Origin of the sequence: Microbacterium azadirachtae (assembly GCF_000956545.1) — a bacterium.
GTDB lineage: Bacteria > Actinomycetota > Actinomycetes > Actinomycetales > Microbacteriaceae > Microbacterium > Microbacterium azadirachtae.
This window is the reverse complement of the sequence record NZ_JYIT01000083.1, coordinates 45507-65144: the sequence shown is the minus strand read 5'-3', so window position 1 is coordinate 65144 and position 19638 is coordinate 45507. Positions and strand designations below refer to the sequence as shown.

General features: G+C 72.1%; 18 protein-coding genes and 1 tRNA gene. 8 read left to right on the top strand and 11 right to left on the bottom strand.

Features of this window, described 5'->3' with window-relative positions; all coding sequences use genetic code 11:
* Positions 1-11: 11 nt before the first annotated feature.
* Both alr and RL72_RS14295 read right to left on the bottom strand, forming a co-directional pair.
* On the bottom strand, positions 12-1139 hold the full coding sequence (gene alr / locus RL72_RS14300; RefSeq protein ID WP_045251531.1) for an alanine racemase: 1128 nt from the start codon (positions 1137-1139) through the stop codon (positions 12-14).
* Positions 1136-2659, bottom strand: coding sequence for an amino acid permease (locus tag RL72_RS14295; protein WP_045251658.1), 1524 nt, complete (start codon positions 2657-2659; stop codon positions 1136-1138). The genes alr and RL72_RS14295 overlap by 4 nt, the downstream gene beginning before the upstream one ends.
* A gap of 284 nt (positions 2660-2943) precedes the next feature.
* On the opposite strand from RL72_RS14295, the gene RL72_RS14290 reads away from it, so the two are divergent.
* Positions 2944-3999 (top strand): homoserine dehydrogenase, encoded by a 1056-nt coding sequence (locus RL72_RS14290; RefSeq protein ID WP_045251530.1) that lies wholly within the window; start codon positions 2944-2946, stop codon positions 3997-3999.
* Positions 3996-5405 (top strand): aldehyde dehydrogenase family protein, encoded by a 1410-nt coding sequence (locus RL72_RS14285; protein ID WP_045251529.1) that lies wholly within the window; start codon positions 3996-3998, stop codon positions 5403-5405. The genes RL72_RS14290 and RL72_RS14285 overlap by 4 nt, the downstream gene beginning before the upstream one ends.
* A gap of 33 nt (positions 5406-5438) precedes the next feature.
* Here the strand turns inward: RL72_RS14285 and RL72_RS14280 are convergent, their stop codons facing one another.
* Positions 5439-5867, bottom strand: a complete 429-nt coding sequence (locus RL72_RS14280) for an Lrp/AsnC family transcriptional regulator (RefSeq protein WP_045251528.1) — start codon at positions 5865-5867, stop codon at positions 5439-5441.
* 103 nt (positions 5868-5970) lie between these two features.
* Here RL72_RS14280 and RL72_RS14275 point away from each other — a divergent pair, with 103 nt between their 5' ends.
* Positions 5971-7170: a trans-sulfuration enzyme family protein gene (locus RL72_RS14275; RefSeq protein ID WP_045251527.1), complete on the top strand. Its 1200-nt coding sequence runs from the start codon at positions 5971-5973 to the stop codon at positions 7168-7170.
* A gap of 115 nt (positions 7171-7285) precedes the next feature.
* Here the strand turns inward: RL72_RS14275 and RL72_RS14270 are convergent.
* Both RL72_RS14270 and RL72_RS14265 read right to left on the bottom strand, forming a co-directional pair.
* Positions 7286-7358, bottom strand: a tRNA-Arg gene (locus RL72_RS14270).
* Between the two features lie 114 nt (positions 7359-7472).
* Positions 7473-8114: a hypothetical protein gene (locus RL72_RS14265; RefSeq protein WP_052674430.1), complete on the bottom strand. Its 642-nt coding sequence runs from the start codon at positions 8112-8114 to the stop codon at positions 7473-7475.
* Between the two features lie 134 nt (positions 8115-8248).
* On the opposite strand from RL72_RS14265, the gene RL72_RS14260 reads away from it, so the two are divergent.
* Complete coding sequence (locus RL72_RS14260; protein WP_045251525.1) at positions 8249-9151, top strand: SDR family NAD(P)-dependent oxidoreductase; 903 nt, start codon at positions 8249-8251, stop codon at positions 9149-9151.
* On the opposite strand, the gene RL72_RS14255 is transcribed toward RL72_RS14260, so the two are convergent.
* From RL72_RS14255 to RL72_RS14245, 3 genes are all read right to left on the bottom strand, one after another.
* Positions 9111-9866, bottom strand: coding sequence for a GntR family transcriptional regulator (locus RL72_RS14255; RefSeq protein WP_082072414.1), 756 nt, complete (start codon positions 9864-9866; stop codon positions 9111-9113). The two genes, RL72_RS14260 and RL72_RS14255, sit on opposite strands and share 41 nt — an antisense overlap.
* Before the next feature lie 103 nt (positions 9867-9969).
* Positions 9970-10503, bottom strand: coding sequence for a gluconokinase (locus RL72_RS14250; RefSeq protein ID WP_045251524.1), 534 nt, complete (start codon positions 10501-10503; stop codon positions 9970-9972).
* Positions 10504-10519: 16 nt separating this feature from the next.
* Positions 10520-11980, bottom strand: coding sequence for a GntP family permease (locus RL72_RS14245; protein ID WP_374700560.1), 1461 nt, complete (start codon positions 11978-11980; stop codon positions 10520-10522).
* Between the two features lie 136 nt (positions 11981-12116).
* On the opposite strand from RL72_RS14245, the gene RL72_RS14240 reads away from it, so the two are divergent.
* The 3 genes from RL72_RS14240 to RL72_RS14230 all read left to right on the top strand — a co-directional run bounded on the left by RL72_RS14240 (position 12117) and on the right by RL72_RS14230 (position 15165).
* Positions 12117-12848: a FadR/GntR family transcriptional regulator gene (locus RL72_RS14240; RefSeq protein ID WP_045251523.1), complete on the top strand. Its 732-nt coding sequence runs from the start codon at positions 12117-12119 to the stop codon at positions 12846-12848.
* A 94-nt stretch (positions 12849-12942) separates the two neighbouring features.
* A complete protein-coding gene (locus RL72_RS14235) occupies positions 12943-14214 on the top strand; it encodes an alpha/beta hydrolase (RefSeq protein ID WP_082072413.1) in 1272 nt (423 codons plus the stop codon).
* A 120-nt stretch (positions 14215-14334) separates the two neighbouring features.
* Positions 14335-15165 (top strand): VOC family protein, encoded by an 831-nt coding sequence (locus RL72_RS14230; protein WP_045251654.1) that lies wholly within the window; start codon positions 14335-14337, stop codon positions 15163-15165.
* 270 nt (positions 15166-15435) lie between these two features.
* Here RL72_RS14230 and RL72_RS14225 read toward each other — a convergent pair whose 3' ends face one another.
* Positions 15436-17421, bottom strand: coding sequence for a DUF2264 domain-containing protein (locus RL72_RS14225; RefSeq protein ID WP_045251653.1), 1986 nt, complete (start codon positions 17419-17421; stop codon positions 15436-15438).
* Positions 17422-17478: 57 nt separating this feature from the next.
* Here RL72_RS14225 and RL72_RS14220 point away from each other — a divergent pair, with 57 nt between their 5' ends.
* Complete coding sequence (locus RL72_RS14220; protein ID WP_045251522.1) at positions 17479-18498, top strand: hydroxyacid dehydrogenase; 1020 nt, start codon at positions 17479-17481, stop codon at positions 18496-18498.
* A gap of 6 nt (positions 18499-18504) precedes the next feature.
* Here RL72_RS14220 and RL72_RS14215 read toward each other — a convergent pair whose 3' ends face one another.
* Positions 18505-19326, bottom strand: coding sequence for an FUSC family protein (locus RL72_RS14215; RefSeq protein ID WP_052674428.1), 822 nt, complete (start codon positions 19324-19326; stop codon positions 18505-18507).
* Positions 19254-19637, bottom strand: coding sequence for a hypothetical protein (locus RL72_RS20140; protein WP_052674426.1), 384 nt, complete (start codon positions 19635-19637; stop codon positions 19254-19256). Before RL72_RS20140 ends, RL72_RS14215 begins: the two co-directional genes overlap by 73 nt.
* Between the last annotated feature and the right edge of the window lies 1 nt (position 19638).

The following is a 19638-nucleotide window of genomic DNA, read 5'->3' as shown; positions in this document are numbered from 1 at the left end:
CTGCGCGCTCCTCACGTCGGTCCTCCGCGCCGCGCCAGGCGGGGCAGCAGGCGCCCCCACGCGGTGTAGAGGTCGGCCGCGATCTGGCCTGAGGCGCGCTCCAGATCCTGCATCGTGATCGCGTCGCCGCCCTGGGCGCCCGCGAGCGTCACCTCGTCCCCGACCTGCACGGCGGGGTGGTCGGTCACGTCGACGAGCAGGGTGTTCATCGCGTGCCTGTCGACCACGGGAGCCCGCCGCCCGCCCACCAGCACCTCGGCGCGGCCGCCGAGGACACGGTGGAATCCGTCGGCGTATCCGAGCGGCACGACGGCGAGGCGCGACGTGCGGGCGGTGCGGTGCGTACGGTCGTATCCGGCCGTGCGTCCGGGCGGATAGACGTTGATCGCGGCGACCCGCGAGAGCAGGCGCATCGCGGGCCGGAGGAGCCCGGGCGCGGCGGACGTGTCGCCGTAGAGCGCGGCGCCCACGCGCACGAGGTCGAACCGCGAGGCGGGCACCGACAGCGCCGCGAACGAGGTCGCGCAGTGCCGCTCGAGCCGCCGTCCTACGCCGGCGGCCAGCAGCGCCGCGGCCTCCGCCGACTGGGAGCGGAACTCCTCGGCCCCCTCGGCGACGTCGTGCTCATCCTCGCAGGGGAAGTGCGCGCAGACGCCGATCGCATGCACGCCCGGCAGGGCGCCGACCGCGGCGACCTCCTCGGGGCCGCCCGCACGGCGCAGGTCGATGCCGTCCCGGCTGAGCCCCGTCGCGTTGATCGAGACGTGCGCCCCGATGCGGCGACCGATCGCGCGCGCCGCCGCGTCGACCTCACGCGCGTGGGCGAGTCCGCCGATCCACTCCTCGACGTGCGCCGGGGCCGCGTCCTCGATCTCGTCGCGCAGCGCGGTGCGCACGCGCACGATCCGCCCGCGGAACCCGAGCCGCCTCGCCGCGTGCGCCTCGTCGTTCGCGGTGACGCCGATCATGCCGACCCCCGCCGCCATGAGGACCGGGAGGACGAGGTCGACGCCGTGGCCGTAGGCGTCCGCCTTGACCACTCCGCAGAGCGGCGTGGTGCCGAGCTCTCGCTGCACGGCCGCGACGTTGTGCGCGATGGCGTCGACGTCGACCTCGATCCATCCCGGCCCGCGGGTCATCGTCCGATGCCGGCGATGGGCTCCTCGGCCGCCGGGTCCTCCGCGCGATCGACCGGGGCCTCCTCGGAGACCGTCTGGACGCGTGCGGCGCCGCGCCGTCCGTACCGCCACCAGAAGTACAGGTAGCAGAGGCCTACGAACGGCAGGCCGAAGTACAGCGCGGCGATCTGGTTCGGGTCGAACGCGATCGCGACGACCGAGACCAGCAGCAGCACGAACGCGACGATCGGCACGATCGGGTACAGCGGCGTGCGGTAGGGCAGCGTCGAGACATCCCCGCCCCGGCGCAGGAACGCCCTGCGGTGGAAGAACTGCGCGGCGACGATCGACATCCACACGGCGACGACCGCGAAGCCCGCGATCGACACCAGCGCGAGGTAGACCGTCTCCGCGGCGATCACGCTGGACAGCAGCGAGACGAGCCCCAGCACCATGCTCACGCTGAGGGCGACGATCGGGATGCCGCGGCGGGTGAGCCGGGTGAAGGCCTTCGGCGCATGGCCCTCCTCGGCGAGCGAGAAGAGCATGCGCGCGCACGAGAACAGGCCGCTGTTGCCCGCCGACAGCAGGGCGGTGATGATGACGAAGTTCATGATGTCGGGTGCGAACGGCACGCCGACGTACTGGAACACGTCCACGAACGGGCTGCTCGTCACGCTGGCCTTGTCGTAGGGCAGGATCGCGGCGATCACCGTGATGGATCCCACGAACAGCACCAGCAGGCGCAGCACCGTGGAGCGCAGCGCGCGAGGGATGTTGCGCCCCGGATCCTTCGTCTCGCCGGCGGCGACGCCGATGAGCTCGGATCCGCTGAACGCGTAGAACACGGCGAGCGAGGTCATCAGCACGCCGCCGACCCCGCCGGGGAAGAGCCCGTGCGGCGTCTCGAAGTTGCGGAACAGCAGCGCCGCGGGGTGCTCGTCGGACAGCGGCGTGAAGCCGAAGATGGCGGCGGCGCCGAGCACGATCAGCACGACGATCGCGAGCACCTTGATGAGCGAGAACCAGAACTCGGTCTCACCGAACACGCGTGCGGAGATCGCGTTGATCGAGAACAGCGCGGCCGCGAACACGAGGCACCACACCCACACCGGCACTCCGGGGAACCAGCGCTGCATGAGGATGCCGGCGGCGGTGAACTCGGATCCGAGCGCGACCACCCAGCACAGCCAGTACAGCCAGGCCGTGGTGAAGCCGGTGGCCGGGCCGATCGAACGGGCCGCGTAGATGTGGAAGGCGCCGGAGACCGGGTAGGCCGTGGCGAGTTCGCCGAGGCACGCCATCACGAGGTAGACGACGAGGGCGCCGATCAGGTACGCGATGATCGCGCCCAGCGGTCCCGCCTGGCTGATCGTGTAGCCGGAGCTGAGGAACAGCCCGGATCCGATCACCCCGCCCAGGGCGATCATGATGAGGTGGCGTGCGTCCATCGACCGCTGTAGTCGGCGCAGCGGCACCTGGGTGGCCGTGGTGCGGGGCAGCGCGTTGGGGAGTTCCTTCTCCCCGGGCAATGGGCTCATGAGGTCTCGCATTCAAGGTCGGGAGGGGCTGAGACGAAAGGATCGTGCCATATCACCACACCAGTGTGCTGATGTCGCACGAATTGTTTCCGGACATTACCCGGCGTCCCGGCGCCGCACAAGCGTTCCCGCCCCTCGGATCGGCTCCGGCGGAAGGTCGGGGCACATCGTCACCCGCACTGCCGCATCGGCAGCGCGCACGCCCACTCCGGCAGGCGCGGCCTGCCCGTACGCGCACCGAGGATGGGGGCCGCAGTATCCATCCACTCTCGAAGGAGTCCGCCGTGCATCGTCACGACCTCGCCCTCATCGGCTTCGGCGGCGTCAATCGCGCCCTCGCCGAGATCATCCACTCCCGGGGAACGGCGCTCGCCGACGACCTGGGCTTCGAGCTCCGCGTCGTGGCCATCACCGACCTTCGGCTCGGATCGCTCATGCAGGCAGACGGCATCGATCTCGAAGCGGTGTTCGCGATGGCCGAGGGCGCCACGTTCGCCGGGATGCCGGGAGGCGCCGCCGTTCCGCAGAACGACTTCGTCATCCGCAGCACCACGGCGGACATCGTCGTCGAGGCCACCTTCACCAATCCCGTCGACGGCGAGCCTGCGGTGTCGCACGTGCGCGCGGCGCTGGAGAGCGGCAAGAGCGTGACCACGACCAACAAGGGGCCGGTCGCGCTCGCGGGCGCCGAGCTGCGCCGCATCGCCGAGGAGCACGGCGCGCGCTTCGAGCACGAAGGCGCCGTGATGAGCGGCACGCCCGTGCTGCGCTTCGCCTCCGACATGCTCCGCGGCACCCGGATCTCCGGGGTCGAGGGGATCCTGAACGGCACGAGCAACTTCGTGCTCGGCCGGATGGAGGCCGGCGCCACGCTCGCGGAGGCCGTCGCCGAGGCGCAGGCGCTGGGGTACGCCGAGGCCGACCCGACCGCCGACATCGAAGGCTCCGACGTGCAGCTCAAGGTCGTGATCCTCGCCAACGAGATCCTGGGTGCCGGGATCACGACCGCCGACGTCGTGCGTCGCGGGATCTCCGCCATCTCGCCGGAGGACATCGCCGCCGCCGCGGCGGAGGGACGGCGCTGGAAGCTCATCGGCTCCGCGGTCCGCACGCCCGACGGCGGCGTGGCCGCATCGGTCGAGCCCGTGGCGCTGCCGCTCGCGCACCCGCTGGCCGGCGTGTCCGGTGCCACCAACGCGGTCTCGTTCGACACCGACCTCCTCGGCACGGTGACCGTGTCGGGTCCCGGCGCCGGCCGCATGGAGACGGCGTATGCGCTGCTGTCCGACATCATCGCGATCGACGCGCACCAGCGCGCCGGCGTGGAGGCCGCGCGATGAGCGCTCCCGCCGCGCTGGGTACGGACGCGTCCGCCGACGAGCTGCTCGTCCACGACCCCTACACCGGCCAGGTGATCGGCGCCGTGCCCTGCCGCTCCGCCGAAGACGTCGAGCTCGTCCTCGCGGGCGCCCGGGTGGGCTTCGAGATCGCGCGAGGCCTCACCCGGTTCGAGCGCCACGGCATCCTCGAGCGCGCCGCCGCCCTGCTGCGCGCCCGCGCCGATGAGGCGGCGGGGCTGATCGTGCGCGAGGCGGGCAAGACCATCCGGCAGGCGCGCAAGGAGGTGCGCCGTGCCGTGACGACCCTGTCGCTGTCCGCAGAGGCGGCGCGCTCGAACGCGGGCGAGGTCATCCCGTTCGACGCCTTCGAGGGCTCGGCGAACCGGCGCGGCTGGTTCACCCGCGAGCCGCTCGGCGTGGTCGTCGCGATCACCCCGTACAACGACGCCCTCAACCTCGTCGCCCACAAGCTGGGTCCCGCCGTGGCGGCGGGTGACTCCGTGATCCTCAAGCCCTCTCCGTTCACGCCGCTCACCGCCCGGTTCCTCGTCGAGGTGCTCGTCGACGCCGGGATGCCGCCCGAGATCGTCACCGTCGTGCACGGGGCCCGCGAGCTCGGCCAGCGCCTCGTCGCCGCGCGCGATGTGCGCCTGGTGTCCTTCACGGGCGGCTTCGCCACGGGCGAGGCGATCGCCCGCGGCGCCGGACTCAAGCGGCTCGCGATGGAGCTCGGCGGCAATGCGCCCGTCGTCGTGTTCTCGGACGCCGACATCACCGCCGCCGTCGACGCCTGCGTCTCGGGAGCCTTCTGGGCCGCGGGCCAGAACTGCGTCGGAGCGCAGCGGATCCTGGTCCAACGGGACGTGTACGAGCAGTTCCGGGCGGACTTCACGGCGCGGACTCGCGAGCTCGTCGCCGGGGATCCGTCCGACGAGCGCACCGATGTCGGCCCGATGATCTCGCCCGAGGCCGCCGCACGCGCCGAGAGTCTCGTCGAGGACGCCGTCTCCGCCGGGGCGAGGGTGCTCGCTGGGCACCGCAGGGAGGGCTCGGTGTACTGGCCGACCGTCGTCGAGGACGTGCCCTCCTCCTGCGCGCTGTGGTGCGACGAGGCGTTCGCGCCGATCGCCGTGCTGTCGCCGTTCGACACCGAGGAGGAGGCCGTCGCGCGGGCCAACGAGATCGAGTACGCGCTGCACGCGGGGATCTTCACGTCGGATCTGTCCCGATCGCTGCGGGTGTCGGAGCAGATCGAGGCCGGCGGCGTGATGATCAACGACTCGTCGGACTACCGCATCGACAGCATGCCGTTCGGCGGCGCCAAGTACGGGAGCATGGGCCGCGAGGGCGTGCGCTTCGCGTTCGAGGAGATGACGCAGCCCAAGGTGGTCTGCCTCACCGCCTGACCGTTCGCCGTGGCGACGCGGGGAACCGCGTCGTCACGGGCGGTCGATGACCTGCGCGAGCGACACCGACGTCACCGTGTTCGCCACTCCCGGGAGGGCGGCGATGTGCTCCCAGATCTCGCCGACGCGGTCCATCCCCTCGGCCTGCACGATGGCGAGCAGATCGAACTCCCCGGACAGGACGTCGCAGCGCACGATCTCCGGGATCCGGGAGAGCTCGGTCACCACATGCGCGCCTCGCATGCGGTCCTCCCGGTAGACCAGCACGATCGCGGTCACGCGTCGCGGAGATCCCGCCCCCGAGACGACGGTGTAGCCGCCGATGACGCCGTCGCGCTCCATCCGCTCGATGCGCTGCTTCACCGCGTTGCGGGACAGGTGCACCCGCGCTGCGAGGGTCACCAGCGGCGTGCGCGCGTCCGCCGTCAGTTCGGACAGGATCCTGTGGTCCGTGCCGTCCATCTTGCCCCTGCTCGTGTCGTGCAATATAAACAACTGAAGATGCAGATATAACACACTCGATGCCGCGGACGCCACCGTGCCCGCCCCAGCCCAGGAGGATCCCATGTCCGAACGCCCCGACCGCACCCGGCCCGGCACCCTGTCCGATTCGAGCCTCGCCGTGCACGGCGGGATCCAACTCGACTCGACCCTGGCGCTGCGCACGCCGCTCGTGATGGCGAACTCGTACCAGCTTCCGGACGACCCGAGCGAGATCAGCTGGTCGGCGAATGCGCCGGGGCTCTACACGCGCAACACGGGTGTGAACCAGCAGGCCCTGCAGGAGAAGCTCGCCGCCCTGGACGACGGGGAGGACGCGGTGGCGCTCGCCTCGGGCGTGGCGGCGCTTCACGCCGTGTTCTTCACCTACGTCCACGCCGGAGACCACGTCGTCGTCAGCGACGTCACCTACGAGGCGACGTGGCGTCTGTGGTCGGAGCTGCTGCCCCAGCGCTACGGCATCGAGGCGACGTTCGTCGACATCACCGACCACGACGCGGTCCGCGCGGCCATGCGCCCGAACACCCGCCTGGTGTGCGTCGAGACGATCGCGAACCCCACGACCCAGGTCACCGACGTCGCGGCGATCGCCGCCATCGCGCACGAGGCCGGAGCGATCCTCATGGTCGACTCCACCTACACGCCGCCGCCCGTCTACCGGCCCCTGCGCGACGGCGCCGACCTCGTCGTGCACTCGCTCAGCAAGTACGTCAACGGTCACGGCGATGCGATGGCCGGAGCGGTCGTCGGCAGCCGCGCGCTCATCGACCCGATCAAGGCCGACGCGATGATCGACGTCGGCGGCATCATCTCCCCGTTCAACGCATGGCAGATCCAGCGCGGCTCGGTGACGCTGCCGATGCGCATGCGCCAGCACAGCGAGTCCGCGCAGGCGATCGCCGAGCTCCTGGACGCGGATCCGCGCGTCGCGTACGTCTCCTACCCCGGGCTGCCGTCGCACCCGCAGCATGAGCTGGCCGTGCGCCAGTTCGGCCGCAGCTTCAGCGGGATGATGTCCTTCGCCGTCGACGGCGACCCGGACACGCAGAACCGGTTCGTCGCGAACCTGCGCCTGATCACGTCGGGCTTCTCGCTCGGCCACGACGACTCGCTGATCGTGCACACCGGCACGGAGGGCGGGCGGGTGGCCGCGTACCCGGAGCCGTTCCGCCGGCTCGGGCACCTGCGCCTCTCGGTGGGCCTCGAGGACACGGCGGATCTCCTGGCCGACCTGCGGGCGGCCCTCGACGAGACGTTCGCCTGAGGATCCGGCTCGGCCGGCGCGGGGACCCCGTGCCGGCCGAGCCGCTCGCGCATACCCTCGGAAACAGCGAAACGGCCCGCCGAAGCGGGCCGTTTCTTACTGTCTCAACACAGTGTGCGCCTGGAGGGACTCGAACCCCCAACCTTCTGATCCGTAGTCAGATGCTCTATCCATTGAGCTACAGGCGCATCCGGTCTTTCACAAGACCGCCCGCTCTCGCGGGCCTCGTCAACAATACCCCAGAGGCGGCCCCGAACGCGAATCGAGAGGCCCGCGCGCGGATCCCCCGGGCGTGGCGGAGGTCAGCGCAGCTGCTTGGCGGCGCGCTTCTCCTCACGCTCGGCGGCCTTCGCCGCGGCCTTGTCCGCCTTTTCCGCCGCCTTGTCCGCCTTCTCGCGGTTCTTCTTCCTCGCGCGCTGCTCCGACGCGAGCGCCTGCAGGTCGACCAGACGCAGAGCCTGCATCCGCGCCTCGCGCATGGTGTCGTAGTCGGGATCCTCGTCCGGCCTCATCGCCTCGACGGTGAGCCGGCTCTGCAGGTTGCCCGCCACGTCGCCCCACGCGGCCGCCCGCGCCGCCTCCACGAGGAACCGCAGCGTCTCGGGGTCGTCGGCCATCTCCCGCAGCCGGTCGGCCACGGCGGAGGACTGCTTGGCCCGCTTCTTGAGGTTGCGCACGTCGCGGTCGCGGTAGTCGTGGGTGCCGTGCGGATCGGAGTACCGTCCGTGGGCGCGCTTGCGCAGCTTGTTGGCCAGCTCCGCCGCGTCCTCCGACTCCGCGGCGAGCGCGAGCAGCGCCTCGTGGGCGTCGTTCATGTACTTGGCGACGTCGAAGGAGCCGCCCTGCGCGATCGTGCCCACCAGGATGTGGTTCTTGACGGTCAGTCGGGCGGCCGACGTGGCGATCGCCACGCCCTCGGCGATGGCGTCAGCGCTCTTTCCCACTCCGACCTCCCTCTGCATCGAGCGTACCGGTTCCCGTTCCGCAACAGCAGGGCGATGGGGCAGGATGGGGACCAGCGTTGCGCCCACCCGACGCCCGCGACGACGCGTGCGAGGGCGCAGCCGTAGGAGGAGCGTTGCCCGTTCTCGACGCAGCAGGGCGCAGCAGTGCCATCACCGGTGCCGCCAACGGCATCGGTGCCGAGGTCGCGCGTGCCCTCGCCCGCCGCGGAGCCCGCCTCGCCCTGATCGACCGCGATCGCGCGGGCCTGAACCGGCTCGCCGAGGAGCTGCGCGCATCGGGAGCCGAAGTGACCGTGCACCCCGTCGATCTGCGCGACGACGCCGCCGTGGCGGCCGCCGGGGCCGAGATCGAGGCGGCCCACCCTCAGCTGCAGACGCTCATCACCTGCGCCGGATCCTCGATGCTCGGATCCCTCGATCAGCTCACGATGGAGGAGATGCGCTGGCTGATGGACATCAACCTGTGGGGCACGGTGTCGATCACCAAGGCTCTGCTCCCGTCGCTGCGGCGCTCTCCCGCAGCGCACATCACGCACATCGCCAGCATCTACGCCCTCGCCTCGCCGGGCGGCCGGATCCCCTACGCGATGACGAAGTTCGCGGTGCGCGCCTTCTCGGAAGCGCTCATGCACGAGCTCGAGGGCTCGTCCGTCAGCGTCGGCGCGGTGTATCCCGCCGGGGTGCGCACGGGCATCATCCTGCACGGACGCTACGCGGCGGCGATCGATCCGGGCGTCGCGGGGCGTGCCGCCGCGGCACAGGCCGCGATGTACCACATGGAGCCCTCCGAGGCCGCGGAGCGCATCGTGCGGGCGACCCTCCGGCGTCGCCCCCGCACCCTCATCGGGCGCGAGACCCGCCTGGTCGACGCTCTCGTGCGGCTCGCCCCGGTGCGCTACTGGGGGCCGATGCGCCGACCGCTGCGCGAGGCGATCGACACCACCACTCCGATGTCGCCGCGCCGATCGGAGGCCGTCACTCCCCCGCGACGGGGATCTGCTCCGACGCCGGGATAGACTCGGCGTCCACCCGCTCGGCGACGCCGCGTTCGGCCGCCGCCTGCTCCCGGATCGCCGCCGTCTCCGCGTTGTACTCGGCGAGCTTGCGCAGCGCGTTCTCCGTGCCCGCCCTCAGGTGCCGCTGCACGCGCAGGCGCAGCGTGGCCGTGTCGCGGGCGGCGAACGACTCGAAGATGCGCGCGTGGTCCTCGGCCATCCCGACCAGGTCGTCGTGCTCGCGGAACAGCAGCAGGAGGCGTCCGCGCATCATGCCGAGGATCTCGTTGACGGTCGCGTTCTCGGCGAGCTCCGCCATCACCAGGTGGAACTCCGCGCCCGCCGTGTGCGCCGCAGCCGCGTCGCCCATCCCGGCCGCGGCGAACTCCCGCTTCAGCGCCGCCTCGACCTTGGCCAGGCCTTCCGAGTCGTGACGGACCGCGGCGAGCTCGAAGACGAGGACCTCGAGCACGTCGCGCACCTGGGCGATGTCGCGCACGTCGTCTTCGGTGAACCGCCGCACCACGGCCCACGATCGCGGTCGGGCGGTGAGCAGCCCTTCGCTCAGCAGCTGGCGGATCGCCTCCCGCACCGGCAGCCGGCTCACGGCGAGCTCGTCGGCGATGTCGCGCTCGATCAGGCGATCGCCGGAACGGCGCTGCCCGGAGAGGATGGACTCGCGCAGCAGTCGCACCACCCTCGCCGACTCCAGCTCCACGCTCGCCGCGTTCCCCATGGGGACATTGTGGCACCGTCGCCGGAGGCTGCAACCTGTCGCACCGCGTCCGGCTCCGCGGGGCTGCGGGGCGCCGCGCGTCGGCGGCGCCCCGCGGTGGTCGTCAGCGCCCGGTCGGCGTGCCGTGCGCGTCGAGCCAGTTCAGCACCTGCTGCACCGCTTCCTGGGCGGGCAGGGCCGCATCCACGACGAAGCCCGCCTCGTCGGGTCCGAGCGGCTCCAAGGTCTCCAGCTGCGAGTCCAGCAGCGAGGCCGGCATGAAGTGGCCGAGCCGCCGGCCCAGCCGCTCGGCGAGGTCGTGGCGGGTGCCCTCGAGATGAACGAACTCCACGCCCGGGAGCGCCAGGATCTCGCGGTAGCTGCGCCGCAGCGCGGAGCAGGTGACGATCGCGGACTCGCCGGCGTCGATCCGGGCCGAGATCCAGTCGCGGATCAGTGCGAGCCAGGGCCAGCGGTCCTCGTCGGTGAGCGGGATCCCCGCCTCCATCTTGGCGACGTTCGCCGCCGGGTGCAGGTCGTCCCCCTCCTGCAGCGGCCAGCCCAGCCGGCCGGCCAGCAGGCCGGCGAGCGTGCTCTTGCCCGATCCGGAGACCCCCATGACCACGAGGATCCGGGGCGGCGTCTTCTGCGTCGTCATCGTCCGCTCCCTTCGATCAACCGACGAACACGCCGAGGATCATCGCTCCCGCGAGGCCGACGATCGAGATGAGGCACTCCATGATCGACCACGTCTTCAGCGTCTGCGGGATGCTCAGGCCGAAGTACTCCTTGATGAGCCAGAAGCCGGCGTCGTTGACGTGCGAGAGGAACACGGATCCCGCGCCGATCGCCAGCACCAGCAGGGCGGATCCCGCGGACGAGAGGCCCAGGTCGTGCACGAGCGGCTGCAGGATGCCGGCTGCCGTGATGGTCGCGACGGTGGCGGATCCGGTGGCGACACGGATCAGCACCGCGACGAGCCAGGCGAAGAACAGCACGATGGGCAGCGCGCCGCCGATGCCGGAGATCGCGTGCGCGATGACCGTGCCGATCGTGGAGTCGACGAGCACCTGCTTGAAGCCACCGCCGGCGCCGACGATGAGCAGGATCCCGGCGATCGCGGGCAGCGAGGAGGACACCGAGGCGCCGACCTGCTTCGCGCTCATCCCGCCGCCGCGGCCCAGCACGACCATGCCCACGAGCACGGCGATGAGCAGCGCGATCATCGGCTTGCCGAGGAAGTCGACGATGCCCTTGAGCACCGAGGTGTCGGTGGGCGCGACGATGTCGACGATCGCGGCGAGCAGCATGAGGAACACCGGCAGCAGGATGCTGAAGAGGGTGGCCCCGAAGCCGGGGCGCTTGCGCGCCTGGACCGTCGCGGTCTCACCCGCCTGCGCCGTATCCTCGGCGGTCTGGAACAGGGCCGGGACCGGCACGTCCACCCAGCGCGCAGCGAGGCGGCCGAACAGCGGACCGGCGATGATGACGGTCGGGATCGCGATGAGCACGCCGAAGGCGAGCGTGAGGCCGAGGTTCGCGCCGATCAGGCCGATGGCGGCGAGCGGTCCGGGGTGCGGCGGCACGAGGCCGTGCATGGCGGAGAGTCCGGCGAGCGTCGGGATGGCGATCTTGATGAGCGAGACCCCGGAACGACGGGCGACGAGGATGATCACCGGGACGAGCAGCACGAGGCCGACCTCGAAGAACATCGGCAAGCCGATGAGCGCGCCGACGAGGCCCATCACCCAGGGCAGCGCCGCGGTGCTCGCCTTGGAGATCAGGGTGTCGACGACCCGGTCGGCGCCGCCGGAGTCGGCGAGCAGCTTCCCGTAGATGGCGCCGAGGGCGATGAGCACTCCGACGCCGCCGGCGGTGGAGCCGAACCCGTTGGAGAAGCTCGTGACGGTCTGCGTCGCGGACATCCCGGCGACGAGGCCGGTCACGATCGCGCCGATCACGAGCGAGAGGAACGGATGCAGCTTCACCCAGGTGATGAGCACCACGATCGTCGCGATGCCGATGAGAGCGGCGAGGATCAGCACCCATTCGGGGGCGGTCGTCGTGGGCGGCACCGGATCGGCGGCGGACACGAGCATTCCGGGAACGGAGGCGAGCAGGTTCGACATGGCCATGAGCTTCCTTGGTCTGGCGGAGAGATTTCGCCTCAGCGTAAATCATAAGTAGGACTTAATCAAGATCGAATGTCGGATATGCCTGATGTCCTAAGAGACATCCGAGGTTTTGCCCGACGATCGCCATAATGGACATATGAGTGAGGGAACTCGCGACGCCGCGTCGGCGCAGCATCGACGGCTGCTCGACACGATCGGCATGCGGATCGTCGAGGGCGAGCTCGCGCCCGGGGCACGACTGCTCACCGCCGACGTCGCCGCCGAACTCGGCGCCTCCCGCTCCGCGATGCGCGAGGTGGTGCGCGTGCTCGAGACCATGGGCATGGTCGAGGTGCGCCGCCGCGCCGGCGTGGAGGTGCTGCCCGCCGACCGCTGGAGCGCCTACGCCCCCGAGGTGCTGCGCTGGCGACTGGACGGATCCGGTCGGCTGCACGCGCTGCACGAGCTGAGCCAGCTGCGCTCCGCGATCGAGCCCCTCGCCGCCCGACTGGCCGCCGCCCACGCCACCCCGCAACAACGCGCCGCCCTCGTGAAGGCCGTGCTCGGCATGGTCGAGCACGGCGACTGCGCGGACGAGCCCGAATACCTCCAGCACGACGTCGACTTCCACGCCGCCGTGCTGCGCGGCTCCGGCAATCCCTACCTCGCCGGCCTCGCCGACGCCGTCGCCGCGCTGCTGCACGGCCGGACCGCGCACGCCCTCATGCCGAAGCGCGCCGACGAGACCGCGCTCCGCCTGCACCAGGAGGTCGCCTCCGCGATCACGGCGCGCGACCCCGAAGCCGCCGCCGCCGCGATGGCCGCCATCGTCGCCGAGGCCGACGACGCCGTCGAGGCGATGGCGTCTTCCGCGTCGTCGGATCGCTGAGCCTACGGCCGGCGACGGCTCGCGCGGCCTTTCTTCATCCGGCTGATAGGCGCCCGCCAGCGCCCGCCTACCGGCGCGCGCGCATAATCGAGCCATGAGCAGAGCGACCGGCACCCCGCGTCAGCACGCCCCGAGCGCGCTGCCACGCCTGCTCGCGGCGAGGATCAAGGGCGTCCGCCGTGTGCGACGCCCCGCCTCGCCCACCTCGCCCGCGTTCGATCTCTCGTATGTGCGCAGCGGACCCAGAGCCGCCGTGCCGATCGTCGTGATCCCGGGCGGACCCGGGCTCGGCTCCGTCCTCCCCTACCGGAGGTTCCGGCGCGAGGCAGCGGCGCGCGGACTCGACGTGATCATGATGGAGCACCGCGGCGTCGGCCTGTCCCGCGCCGACCTCGACGGTCGGAGCCTGCCGCTGTCGGCGATGCGCGTGGTCGACGTCGTCGACGATCTCGCCGCCGTGCTGGATCAGGAGGGCGTCGAGCGCGCCTACATCAGCGGCTCCTCGTACGGCAGTTACCTCGCGGCCGCGTTCGGCGCCCGCCACCCCGAGCGCGTCGCCGGCATGCTGCTCGACTCCGCCCTGCAGTCGGTCGCCGATCGCGACGCGGAACGCGCGATGATCCAGGAGCTGTTCGTCGACGCGGACACCCGCATCGCCGCGGCCGTGCGGGAGCTGCTCGAAGAGGGGTCGGATCCGCGCATCCTCCTGGGCGTGCTCCGCGCCGCCTACGAGCTGGGCGGCGAGGATCTGCTGGAGCGCCTCCTGCGCCAGCGACTGCACGACTCGCACCGTTCGACCCACGACGACGGAGCACGCCGGGGCGGATCCCACGGATCGGTGTGGACCGCGCTCGAGGCGTACGTGGACAAGGCGGAGTCCGAGGCGCACGTGCCGGGGTTCTACGAGTTCGACCTCGTCGGCGCGATCGCCTTCCGGGAGCTCGGCTTCGGCCCGGATCCCGACGGCTCGCCGCTCGACCCGTCGCTCACCTACGCCCCGGTGGCCGACCGGTTCCCCCGCTTCGCCGGAGAGTCGTTCGACCTGACCTCCGCGGCCGCCGGTTTCGACTGGCCGATCGTGCTGCTCACCGGCACGAGGGACCTGCGCACTCCCGCCGCGGTCGCGCAGCGGGTGGCGGCGACGGCTCCCGACACCGTGCTCGTCGAGATCGAGAACGGGCACAGCGCCCTCGAGTCGCACCCGCTCGCCCTCCTGCACGCGCTCGAGCGGCTCGCGCACGGGGAGCAGGAACGGCTGCTCGCCGAACGCGATCTGATGAACACGCTGCCCCGACGCGGGCTCGTCGCCGGCCTGCCCCGGCTGCTGCACGCCGGCGCTCGCTGGGAGGCGGCTCTGCGCTCCTGACACGGCCGGGTTGCCCCGCCGGGGCACGGCACGGGACGGCCGGCGCGGAATGGATCCCGTGTCCATGCGGTTGCATATACGGTGAGACTCTCCGCCGACCTCCTCGCCGCCGACACCGCGATGGGCGCGGTCACGCTGCTCGTCGCCGACCTCGACGCCATGACCGCGTACTACCGCGACGCCGTGACGCTGCGGGTGCTGTCCGCCGAGGGCGACCGCGTGGTCCTCGGCCGCGGCACCACCCCCGTCGTGATCCTGCAGCACAGCCCGGAACTGGCGCACGCCGCACCCCGCGCCGCGGGACTGTTCCACACCGCGATCCTCTTCGAGACGCAGGAGGCGCTCGCGGCCGCGCTGTACTCCGTGGCGCGCCGCGCACCCGGGACCTTCACCGGCAGCGCCGATCACCTCGTCAGCCAGGCGTTCTACTTCACCGACCCCGAGGGCAACGGCGTCGAGCTGTACTGGGATCGCGACCGCACGCAGTGGAGCTGGACCCACGGGCGGATCGAGATGGACACGCTGTCCCTGGATCCGAACGCCTTCCTCGCCGAGCACCTCCCCGAGACCGCGGGCGAGGATCCCGTGATCGGCGGAGCGAGTGTGGGACATGTGCACCTCTCGGTGGGGGATGTCGCAACCGCCCGGGAGTTCTACGTGCACCGTCTCGGCTTCGAGACCACGGCCGAGCTCGGCGGATCCGCGCTCTTCGTCAGCGCGGGCGGCTACCACCACCACATGGCGATGAACACCTGGAACAGTGCCGGCGCCGGCCGCCGCAGCCCCGCACTGGGGCTCGGACTCGTCGACATCGTGCTGCCGGGCGCAGACGACCTCGGCGCCGTCGCCGAGCGCATGACGCACTACGGCGTCACCGTGCGCGACGACGGCCGCACGCTCGCGTTCGAGGATCCCTGGGCGAACGCGATCCGCCTGACCGCCGCGGTCTGAGCCCCGGCGCGGCGGATGCGCCGCGCGCCGACGTGCACGCGAGCGCGGGCGCCCCGGCCGCGCTGGCGGGCATGCGCCCTCACGCGAGATGGAAAAGGCTGCTCCGAAGGCACCGCGAGCGACGTTTTCCGTCCCGTGCGATCACGCCGGTCCCCGACGAGATGGATAACGCCGCTCTGCTGACGCTCCGAGCCACGTTTTCCATCTCGCGCCGCTCGGTGAGCCCGCGTCGCGCGGCGCCACGTGCGCAGGCGCCGGAGCCCGGAGCCCTCAGCCGATCCGCACGGTGCTGAGCGCCCCGTCCGGCCAGGTGACCTGGAGGATCGCGACGTCGTCTCGCGTCACGACGACCCGCGACGACGGCGCCTCCTCCGCCCCGCGCCCGAGGCGCACCGCCGCGACCACCACGTCGCCCTCGGCCACCTCCGCGAACTCCAGCCGCGGGATCGCGGTGATCCTCCCGATCGGCGAGACGCCCGTCTCGGTGCGCACCGACGCAGCGATCTCCCCGCCGCCGATGCCCGGCAGGGCGCGCAGCTCGGAGCGCAGCCCGTCGGCCTGGATCGCGACCATGCCGTGCCCCGTCTCCGTCACGGCTTCGGCGTCGTCGGTCAGCGGCCAGCCGCTCACCCGCACCGGCAGCGGATCCGCGACCGTGCCGACACGGGGCAGGCGCCGGGTCGCGCGAACCTCCCACGAGCCGCGCACGACGCTCGCCGTCGCGAGAAGCGGGCCGTCGGTCACGCGGCCGGTCCGACCGGCGCCGTGGTCGTACGCGGGGCCGTCGACGCTCGAGTCCACCCAGTGGGCGTCGGCCACCGAGACGGCATAGGCGGCCCCGCCGTCGTCGCCGATCGCGCCGCGCGCGAACCCCGTGCGGTGCGTGGAGCGTCCTGCCGCGTCGACCGCTCCGACCATGCTGTCCGCCGGGTCGTCGATCGCGTCCCCGGTGAGCGGCGGCAGGGTGACGCTGGAGTAGCCGAACCGGCCGTACAGCGCCGAATCACCGGTGCGGTCGCCCTCCAGGGCGTGGTCCGAGCCGTGGTTGATCACCCGTACGATGCCATCCGCCGCGGTGCCGCTGACGAGCCAGCCGGCAGGCCGGATCACCCGTCGCACATCGCCCTGCTCGATCGGCAGGGGCTCCTCGACGGCGGTCCACACGGGATGGTCCGCGGGCAGCAGCAGTCCGAGGAAGCCCTTCGACGCCCAGTACGGCGATCCCGCCCCCGAGTACGTCTGCGCCATCGCGGGCCACTCCCCGTACAGCCCCATCGTGAGCAGACCGCGCGCGTCGACGGCTCCCCGTTCGAGGAAGGCGCGCAGCTCGCCCGAGGCGGCCCGGCGCAGCAGCCCGGGCGACTGCCGGGACGCCCCCGAGAGGGCGCCCATCCACAGCGGCGCCGCGGTCGCGAACCGGTAGATCAGACTGCGCCCCTGCAGCACGGGCATGCCGTCCGCTCCGATGAGGGCCGTGAAGTCGTCGAGGAAGTCGGCGAGCCTCGCCCGGAAGACCGGGGCGAGCGACGCGGACCCGAACGCCGTCGATCCCTCGGATCCCGCCCACAGCAGCGGATACAGGTGCATCGCCCAGCCGCAGTAGTAGTCGTAGTTGCGCAGCGCTCCGTCGGCCCACCACCCGTCGCCCTGGTAGTAGTCCTCGATGCGGGCGAGGTCGGCGGCGATCCGGGCGGGATCGTGCGGACCGCCGACCGAGGCGAGGAACGTCTCGACCGTGATCCGGAACCACAGCCAGTTGTTGTCGGGGTACCACCCGACGGGGTTCAGGGCGAGCCAGTCCACCACCCGCTGCCGGGCCTCGTCGTCGAGCGAGTCCCACAGCCACGGCCGGGTGAGCTGCAGCCCGAGCGCGATCGACGCGGCCTCCACCTCCGCCTGCGCCTGCTCCGCAGGCAGGACCCAGCGCTCGGGGTTCCGCGGATCCGTGCCGGCCACGAGCCCGTCCCGATACCCGTCGAGGAAGCCGTGCGGATCCGCCCCCCGCTCGCCGGCGAGACGGAACGCGAACAGCAGGAAGGAGCGCGCGAAGCCCTCGAGCCCGTCGCTGTCGGCACCGCTGCTGCTCACCGGACCCGGCAGGCGCACCTGGCTGCGCGTCGACGTGAAGAAAGGCCGCAGGGACAGCAGCAGGTGGTCGGCCACGGCCGCCCAGTGCGCGCGCGTCCACCCGGTGTGCGGGGAGAGGGCGCGATCCTCGGGAGGAAGGGTGAGACGGGCAGGGTCGAAGGCGGTCACGAGGCTCAGGGTATACGCTTTCCCGAGCACCACGACAGCCCAGAGGATGGATCCCGGATGACCGACGCCCCCGTGCCCGAAGCGCTCGTCGTCATGTCGCGCGAGGCCTTCCGCAACCAGTTCGACTCCGAGCGGATCTCCCGGCTGCGCGCCCTTGCCCGCGTGCCGGATCCGGTCTTCGTGGACGACCTGGACGACCCGGCCGTCGCCGACCGCCTCGCATCGGTCGAGGTGCTGATCACCGGCTGGGGCGCCCCGCAGCTCACGCAGCGGCGACTGGAGCAGATGCCGCGGCTGCAGGCGATGCTGCACAGCGCCGGATCCGTCCGCCCGCACGTCACCGACGAGCTCTGGGACCGCGGCATCCGCGTCGCCGCGGTCGCCGAGGTCAACGCGGTGCCGGTCGCGGAGTTCACGCTGGCCGCGATCATCCTTGCCGGGAAGAAGGCCCCCTTCCTCGCGGCGGATCGCGACCCGCGGCGGGACGGCGAGGCCGGCACCGCCCGCTTCGGGCGACTCGGAAACTTCGGGGTGACGATCGGCGTCGTGGGGTTCAGCCGCATCGGCCGCCGCGTCGTCGCCCTCGTCCAGCAGCTCAGCTCCGTCACGGTTCTCGTGGCGGATCCGTTCGCGGATCCGGACGAGGTCCGCGCCGCGGGCGGCATCCCGACGCCCTTGGAGCAGCTGCTCCCGCGCGTCGACGTGCTCTCGCTGCATGCCCCTGCCCTGCCGTCGACGCGGCACATGATCGGGGCCCGCGAACTCGCGGCGCTGCCCGACCACGCCACGGTGATCAACACCGCGCGCGGCAGCCTCATCGACAACGATGCGCTGGTGCGCGAATGCACCGCCGGGCGCCTCAACGCGATCCTGGACGTGACCGATCCGGAGCCGCTCCCCGAGGACTCGCCGCTGTACGGCCTTCCCAACGTCATGATCACACCGCATCTGGCCGGATCCCTCGGCAATGAGCTGCATCGGATGACCGATGCGGCTCTCGACGAGCTCGAGCGCTTCGCCGCGGGCGCGCCGCTGCACGAGGAGGTCACCGCCGAGTCCCTCCGGCTGAGCGCCTGACCCGGCTCAGCCGCGCCGGGCGTCGGCCCGCGGGTGCACGAACCCGGAGAGCGCACCGAGCGTCGCGCCCACGAGCGTGTCCACCACCCGCTCCGCGATGAGCGCTCCTGGCGCGGCGCCGCCGCCCGCGGGCGAGGTCGACACGATCAGCAGCAGCACGAGCGGCGTGATGAAGACGAGGGCGAGCGCATAGTTGCGGATCACGAAGAGCTCGGCGCCGAACTGGAGCGCCCCGAACAGGACGGGCAGCGCGAATCCGGGCAGCGGCAGCGCGGCGAGGGCCGCGAAGAGGCCCGCCCCCACCACCGTGCCGACCAGGCGCTGACTTCCGCGGATGAACGCCACCCGGCGTCCTGCGTTCACCCCGATCACCGCCACCCCGGCGCACACCGCCCAGTACGCGCGCTCCGCATCCACGAGCAGCAGGCTGAGCAGCGTCCCGATCGCGGCGACCACGACCACGCGCACCAGCAGGGCCCGCGAGTCGGGCCCCAGGGCGAAGCGGCGCTCGATCGACTGCCCGATCCTCTCGGAGCCCGGCCGCACGACGCGTCGCACCAGCACGAATACGCCCGCCGTGGCGCAGGTGATCGCGACGCCCGCCGTCAGGGCGACGAGGAACAGCACCGGATCCGCGTGCCTGCGCCCGTCGACCACCGCCGTCACGTGCGTGGCGATGCCGTAGGCGAGCACGAAGAAGACCGGACCGGGGGCGCCGAGGCGGAAGCCGAAGTGCAGCACCGCGATCACGAGGGTCACCACGACCAGCCCGAGCGCGGCGAGCAGCGGAAAGGGGGCGAGGGCGACGCCCGCGGCGGCGCAGGCCACCAGCGCGGCGCCGAGGACAGGGAGCGCACGCGCCCTCGTCGCCGGGCGACCGCGGTGAGGTACGTCGCCACGAACGCCCCGCCCGCCGCCTGCAGGCCGAGGTCGCCGCGGCCCAGCGCGGTGAACAGCCCGAGCGGCAGGAACATCGACAGCGCGGCCTGCAAGGCGATGGACCAGCGCGGGGAGGGCGCGGGCGCGAGCGTCATGAGGCTCCGGAACCAGACGCGCAGGTGCCCGCCGTCGTCGACCGGCTCCTCGCGCCCCGCGTGATCGGGGTCCTCTGCCCGCGCGGCCGATCCTCCCGAAGTCACA